An 8,317-nucleotide genomic window follows, 5' to 3' on the forward strand; every position below is an offset into this window, starting at 1 on the left:
ACTGAGCGGCCTTGCGCCGTCAGCACATCAACCTGCCGCAACTTCGCGACAATCTCTTCAGCCGTGTGTCTCTTCCTGGGCATTCTCTCGTCCTCCAAATGGCAAAAAGCCATACATCAGGGAGGACCACTTCAAAGGGGGCAGGCCAGATGCTCATCTTCCTTATCGGAATGACGAGGTTCCACTGTAGAACCGGACGAGCGTTTAGCTTCAGAAAATAATCCCGGTTCAGGACTTCCCTAGAGGCACCTCTATGATTGGAGAGCTGTCAGCCAGGTTCGTTTGTCCTTAGATGTCCATAACAGTGTAACATTCGCCTGAATTCCCCGGGGATGAGGCGTCTGCAAGAGGACAGAAGGGGACGTCACCATGAATAAGCCCGTTTTCGACCAGGTCACCGGCGAACCAATCAATGTCGGCAATGTGCTTGATGAAGCGTTGCCGGGCGATGTGGGGCAGGCGGAGGCTGCGGTACCAGTCCTCGACTTTCTGACGGACGAGCTGGACGGGCGGCGGTCCATCGTGGCGGATGTCGCGCCGACATCGTCCGACGCCTCTGTCGTCGATGAGGCCTCCAAGGTGGGCGTGGCGGATGCCGCTCCGGAGATGACCTTCCTGTCCAAGGCCGATGCTTCTTCGGCTTCCGGTGAGACGAACGCTTCGACTTCCTCACTGGCATCGGGTGCCGAGCCGTCGCAGTCTGCCGCTGGAGATTTCGGAACGCTCGCAACTCGGAATGTCAATGGAGGTCCGGGTAACGACTACCTCGATTATCGCAATACCCCTCCCGGCAGTGATTCATATGTATTCCACGGCAACGATGGTGACGACACGATCATCGGAACGCAGGGTAGCGATCAGATCTATGGCGATGCGGGCAGCGACAGGATTACGGGATGGTCCGGCGCAGATACGATTAATGTCAGTGATTCAAATAATATTCTCGATTACAGCCCAGAGACAGGGTCGTTTGGCATTTACCTTTACTATACTTACGGGTCAGGGGGTGGCACGGCGGTTATGGGGCCGGACAATAGACAAGTTACTTACAACACGGCTTATGATACTTGGGGGGATGGGGATAAGTTCCTTAGTGCGGGGCCCATAACAGACGCCTTCAAAATCATTCTCGGATCTCAAAACTCGGACTTCATACGGATTTACCGCCTCGGCGACGAAATGGTTGTCGATGGACAGCGCGGAGACGACGACATCGAAGCCGGGGAAAACAGGGGCGATATAACCATCTACGGAGGCGCGGGCGCTGATAGTCTGAGGGGGAGCAGAGCCAATGACGTTTTGTACGCCTTCGATAGTTCAGGGAACGATGACGGCGCCCCGGATCGCTTGGAGGGACGTGGGGGGAATGATGTCCTTGTGGGAGCTCGTTTTGATAGCCTGATTGGCGATAGCGGTAACGACACCCTGATAGGTGGTCATGTCCGTTATGATTTGGAGAGCACTCTTAATGGGCAGGGAAATCCTAACGGTGACTGGGTCATCGATCTTGCGGCTGGCACCGGCACGTTGGGTTCTGAAGTCGATAGGTTGATCAACGTCAGCCGCGTGACGACCGGGGCGGGAGCCGATACTATCCGTGCCAATGCGATCGGAAGTTACATGGACGGAGGTGTAGGAAACGACGCGATCTATGGTGGAGCAGGCGACGATACTCTTATAGGTGGCATTGGTACAAATCAGCTCTACGGATCGGGTGGCTGGGACAGCATTGTCGGATCGAGCAGCGACAACCGCGACACGCTCACCTATCGGAATCTCGGCGGATCCGTCACCATCGATTTGAATACATCGGTGACCACGAAATTCGATGGTGCCCAAGACCAGTTTAGCGGCATAGATTTCTTTGAGGGAACGGATTACAACGACACTTTCTATGGCGGCGCTGCTACCGACAAACTGTCCGGCGGGAAAGGCAACGACAAGATCTGGGGCGGAGGCGGTTCCGATGAGCTCTACGGCGGGATCGGAAACGATACGCTCATCGGCGACGCGGAAGGCGATTGGCTGGAGGGTGGTGTCGGCGACGACGTGTATTGGGCCGACAGCCAGGATACGATCATCGAGCACGCAGGAGGAGGAACCGACTCGATCGCGACCACTGTTTCCTTCAGCATCGCGAACCTTGCCAATGTCGAGAACATCACGATCTTCGGGGCAGGAGATGTTGAAGTCACCGGTAACGCCGCCAACAACCTCCTCGTCGGCCATGATGGAAGGAACACGTTCAGGGGCGGTGCCGGCGCGGACACGATGATCGGCGCGAGGAGCGACGACACCTATTATGTCGACGACCTGAGGGATGACACGCGAGAGTACAACGGCGTGAACGAAGGCATCGACACAGCCTATGTGTCGGTGCAGTATTACGATGCGCGCAAGCTGGATAGTATCGAGAACAAGGTCCTCGGTGACGGAATCGTCCTCAACTACAGCGCCAGCGCGCCGACGATCATCGGCGGCCTGCCCGTTGTCTACGATAGGCAACTCTCGGACCTGGTTGTCGATGTCCGCTCGACCGACGATGGAATCGGCGGACCGCTCCGTTACGATCTCATAGACGGTGGTGGCGGCTATTTCTACATCGAAACGCTGACGGACGCGAACGGGAACACGTTCGGGCGCATCAAGATGTCGGACGAGCTTCTCTACAAGCATATCCCCGACGACGGCACGGATGGCTTCTTCGTCGATGGGGGCGGTAACAAATGGGTCGACCTCAAGGTGCGGGCTTTCGAAACCGACGCCATCAACGGCAGTGGCGCGTCCGAGAAGATCTCGACCATTCGCATCGAAATCCTTGATGTCGAATACGCTCCGATGCAGCCCACGTTTTCGACTGGGGGCTTTGCAACGACCGTTCGGGAGGATGCAAGAGATATCAATCATTTATATGCAGCTGATCTAGATGAAGAAAATGTATGGGACTTTGTATTCGACCCGGATCATGGCGCAGATGCAAATCCGAATGGGCTTTTCCAAATCTTCGGCAGGCAGTTGAAGGTCGCGGACGGAATGTCGCTCAATTACGAAGACCTGCCGCAAGGACAGAAGTACTATACGGTCTATGTCCGTGCGATAGATCCCACCACGGGTGAACTGGGTGAAGTCAGCGCACTGAGGATCAACGTCACCGATGTGAACGAAGGTCCTGTCTTGCAGCAGGTGCCAATCACCGAGATCCATGAGGGCTACCAGACCGGCGATGAGGTCACGGATCTGTTCGCACAGGATTTCGAGGGTGATGGCTTCTCGATCCGTTTCACCACGGGGGCAGTGAGCGGCGACGGCGCCTTCCGCATCGTCGGCAACAGCACTCTCGGCATCAAGCTCATCGTCGAGAACCATGACGCAATCCAAGTCGCTCCTGGCGGTGAGGAACGGACATACGAAATCATCCTCACCGATGCTCGCGGAGCCACGTCCACGGCAACGATCGTCATCCATATCGCCGATTCTTCAGATCTGAACATCGCGCCCGAGATCATCGTCAACGGCGACACCGACTGGACCATTCCCGACACGGGAACCGTTGAACCGTTCCAGAACCTCACCTTCGAGGATGACGATGCCGGGCCGAATGATGAAATCACGATCATTATCACCTTCGACGGCAGCCATGGCGCCATCACCAGTGCCGAGGGAATTCTGGGAACCGATTACTTCTATGATCCGGTGAACGATCCCAATACCTTCACGGTCAAGGGAACGGTCGCTTGGGTCAACCAGCTCGTCCATCAGCTGACCTTCAACCCGAGTGATCAGTATGAGGGCTCGGATGATCGGATGACCGAGTTCACTGTCGTCGTCGTCGACGCTGGCGACGTGTCATCTCAGCCGCAAACCGTCACTGTCATTGACACGCCGGCCAACGACGCGCCGACGCTGACGATTCCCGACGCGGAAGATCATCTCTTCGTTGTCCAGGATAATGGCGAGGGTCCTGCCGGTGTGGTGAACCCCTTCATCGGTCTCGAGCTGGGCGACAGCGAGAACGACGAACTGACCCTGCAGGTGAAGTTCAACGCCCCGAACGGAACCCTCGGGAACGTCGACTCCATTCCCGAGATCGTCATGGTCTCCCACGGCAATCCCGATGCCGATGGCTACGTGACGTATACCTTCGTCGGGAAGAAGGCGGCTCTTCAGGCCTTCCTCGGCGGCGTCACCTTCGACGCGTTCGACGATTCCGCTATCGACGGAATGATCACGACCACGTTCACCTTTACCCTCACGGATAACCTCCATGCGGTCGTCAACGCGCCGGATACCGTGACGGTGGTGACGGAGTCGAGCGCCAATATCCGTCCTGTTCTGTTCATCGCAGAGGATACGAGAACGACCAATGCGACGGACGACGGTTTGGCCGTCTATCCGTTCCGCGGCGTAGACATCTCAGATGCCGAGGATGACGATCTGGTACTGACGATCACATTCCTTGGAACGGCCGATCAGCTTCAGGGGGCGGGCTCGGTGGAGGACACCCAAAATCCGGACGGCACCGTCACCTTCAGGTTCGAGGGCAAGGCGGATGTTCTGGACGCGATCCTGCATCAGCTGACCTTCAACCCGCAGAACGGCTCGGCTGACAACGCGCCGTTCGACACCGTGTTCACGATCAGCGTGAACGACGCCGCTCACCTGCCTGTCTCCAGCCAGGTGGTAGTGCATACGGTCAACGGCGACGATAGCGGCAACATGGAACCCGTAATCGATGTCATCCCGGGCACGGAAACCACGCCTGCCTGGAGCGACGGTCCTGCGGTCTTCCCGTTCCGGGGTGTCGACATCTCGGATGCGGACAACGACCTGCTGACGCTGACGATCTCGTTCGAGATGAACGAGGGCGAGCTGAGCGGGGCGGGCCTGCCAGGCACGTGGACGCAAATGAACGGGATCCGGACCTACGTGCTGACCGGCAGGGCCGACGATCTGGATGCGATCCTGCATGGGCTTTCCTTCAATCCGAATGACGATGCAGCAAACGAGACGCACTTCACGATCACGGTCCAGGACTCCACCCATGGTCCCGTGAGTCGCGAAGTGGTCGTCCAGACGGCTGAAGGCGGGGAAGGTCTTACGAACGAGGCACCCACGATCGAGTTCGCTCCGGATACGCAGACGACACCGGCGACGGATGATGGCTCCGCCGTCTACCTGTTCCGTGGCGTCGATATCTCGGACAACGAGAATGATCAGCTCATCCTGACCATCAGGTTCAGCGAAGCGGCCGGTCAACTCTCCGGCTTCGGCTCACGGCAAATCATCACGTCGCTCGTGGACGGCATCCGTACCTACATTATCATGGATACGGCCGACAATTTGGACGCGTTCCTGCACGGTCTGTCCTTCGATCCCAACCCGTTGGCACCGGATGCGGACAGCCTGGACACGATCTTCGACATCTCGGTTCAGGATGCCATGAACCCGCCGGTTCCGGCCCAGGTGACGGTGCACACGACCCATGGCACGGACGGTGCGGACAACGCGGCGCCGACTGCGACGTTCATGGAGGGAACACAGGAGACGCCGGCTACCGACGACGGCCTTGCCGTCCTGCCGTTCCGTGGCCTCGATCTGACGGACACCGACAACGATGACCTGACGGTCAAGATCTCCTTCGATGGCAGCTTGGGAAGCCTGACGGGTTATGATCCGGCCCAGGTCCATGTGACGACGTCGGGCAACACCATCACCCTCACCTTCACCGGCAAGGCTGATGATCTCGATGGTGTCTTGCAGGCCCTCAGCTACGACCCTGCGCATGACAAGATCGGTCCGACCGTCTTCACGATCACGGTCCAGGATCTGTACCACGGTCCGTTCAGCACGACGGCCACGGTGAACACGACCGATGGCGGCTCGCCGGACAATGTGAACCACGCCCCGGACGCTCCCACATGGCTGGACGGCGCGGCATTGAAGACGATCGACGAGACGGTTGCGGCCGGCTTCGAAGTGGGTGAACTGACTGTGTCCGACAATGATTTGGAGGACACAGTCACCGTCGGCTTCTGGTACGACAACGCCCTGCATGCGGTGAGCGAGGATAACCGGTTCCAGATCGTGAACGGCGTCGTGAAGGTGCTCAACGCCGATGTGGATCAGGCAACCCCCGATCTTCCTTATCTGGTGCGGGCGGTGGACAGCCATGGCGCCTTCACCGAGAGCACGATCCACATCGCCATCACGCATGTGGTCGACCCTTCGGACGTCTCGCCCGAGATCCGTGGGGTGAACGATCCGGTTTCGTTCAACATCGGCGACGACGGAGCGGTCTTGCCCTTCGGGAACGTGACCTTCTGGGATCCGGACAGCGCCTCCATCACGGTGACGATCGCTCTCGACTCGGCCAGCGAAGGCTTCTTCGAGAACTACGAGATCGGCACCTACGATGAGTTGACCGGTGTCTATACGGTCACGGGATCGATAGAGGATGTGCAGAACGCAGTGCGGAATCTCCAGTTCCACTCCGCCGACCGCCCGAACGATCCCCTCGGCTCACTGGTGACCACGAACTTCACCATCACCGTGAGCGACGGCAACACGGTAGCTCACAACACCAACATCAGTGTGGTGTCCGAGGCGGTTGAAGACAATGGCGGTGGGGACGAGGCTCCGTCGAACATTGTTCTTTCTGCAGCGTTTGTGCGCGAGCATCTTGGGGTGGGCCAAACGGTTGGCTTGCTCTCGGCCCAGGACGAGAGCCCCGACACGCTGACCTACACCCTGGTGGAGAATGGCGGTGGGGCGTTCACCCTGGTCGGGCGGGAAATCCAGGTTCTGGACCCCAGCAAGATCGACTTCGAGCAGCTGGCAACCGGCGAGATCTCGTTCACGGTGGATGTGAGCGACGGCGTCAACCCGGCCGTGCGCCAACTGATCACGCTCGGCGTGGAGAACCTGCTGGTCGAAACCGCCGAAGGCACGGATGGTGCCAACATCCTGCGGGGCGGCATCGGCAGCGATCGCTTGAATGGCCATGGCGGCAACGACATCCTGAGCGGCGGCGGCGGCATCGACTCGCTGACCGGCGAGGGAGGAGCGGACGTGTTCCTGTTCGACTCGCAGCTGAACACGTCAGCGGCTGGGCGGAACGTGGACCTGATCGCGGACTTCAAGCGTGACGAGGGCGACAAGATCCACCTCGATCTCTCGATCTTCGCGCAGGCGGGCACGGCCAACACGGTGCTCGCCGCCGGAGCCTTCGTGGTGAACACCACGGGCACGTCGCAGGATGCGGATGATCGCATCATCTACAACACTACGGATGGTGGCCTCTACTACGACCCGAACGGCAATGGCGGGGCCAGCATCCTGTTCGCCCGCGTTGGTGCCGTAGGCGGCGTGCGCCCGTTACTCCAGGCCGACGACTTCTTCCTCGTTCCGTAACAAATCGCTCCCTTGGTCACCTTGCCAAGGGAGCGTACCTTTGGTAATCGAAACCTAATATCATTTCATCTAAGGGGCAGATCATGGCCAGTCTTACTATCACAGCGGTTAAGCACAACGGCGGCGCTCAGGCGAACACTCAGCCTGGCAGCTCTCAGATTCTCATGAACGAGAACGTTGCAAGCGGAACGATTGTCGGAAAAGTTACGGGCTTTGCGGGCAATCCGGCCACCATGAACCTCGTGGTCGAACCTGCCAACCTTTATGCCAACCGTTACGAACTCTGGAACGGTACCTTCACCGACGACGATGGAGTGACCCAAAGCGGCTGGTTCATTCGCGTGAAGAGCGGCGGTACAACCCTCATGGATTATGAGGACCAGAATTTTGGGTACAACCCTGACTTCCCGGAACTCGGTGGCGCCATCCATAGCCAGATCACGTTCAAATTCTACACTGGTCCTGTCAGCTCTACTAACCTGACTGATCAGCTGGTTTTTGACACCATCTTGAAGGACATCGTCAACGAAGGTCCCGACAACACACCGCCGCACACGATCGAGCTGGACAACGGTCTGACGGATACGGTGGTGGAGAACCTGGGTGTCGGTCAGGCGGTGGGCACGCTGACGGCTCAGGATGACTCGACCCCGGCGGCGAGCATCAGCTACTCCTTCGCCACCGGCTTCAACGGTGCCGGCCACTTTGAGATCGTGGGCAACCAGGTCAAGGTGAAGACGGCCCTCAACTACGAAGATGCGGTCACCACGACGCCGGGCGCGGGCCTCGAGCAGGATGCGATCGGCAAGTTCTACCGCCTGAAGGTGATTGCCACCGACAACGCCACCCCGGCCCTGTCCTCGGCCGAGCAGGAGATCAAGGTCTACGTCACGGACTTCAACGAGGC

General features: G+C 58.7%; 2 protein-coding genes. Both read left to right on the forward strand.

The annotated features are described in order from the left end of the window. The first annotated feature begins 369 nt into the window (after nt 1–369). Nucleotides 370–7,410, forward strand: coding sequence for a hypothetical protein (locus AB4097_RS21050; protein WP_442043175.1), 7,041 nt, complete (start codon nt 370–372; stop codon nt 7,408–7,410). Between the two features lie 83 nt (nt 7,411–7,493). Further along, nucleotides 7,494–8,317: cadherin repeat domain-containing protein (locus AB4097_RS21055; protein ID WP_442043177.1), on the forward strand; the 824-nt coding region annotated here is incomplete at its 3' end.

Origin of the sequence: Microvirga sp. 2MCAF35, assembly GCF_052115545.1 — a bacterium.
In the GTDB taxonomy this organism is placed as follows: Bacteria; Pseudomonadota; Alphaproteobacteria; order Rhizobiales; family Beijerinckiaceae; genus Microvirga.

Excerpts from the sequence above, each read along its gene's own strand:
- AB4097_RS21050 (WP_442043175.1), top strand. The coding sequence starts at position 370 with ATGAATAAGCCCGTTTTCGACCAGGTCACCGGCGAACCAATCAATGTC.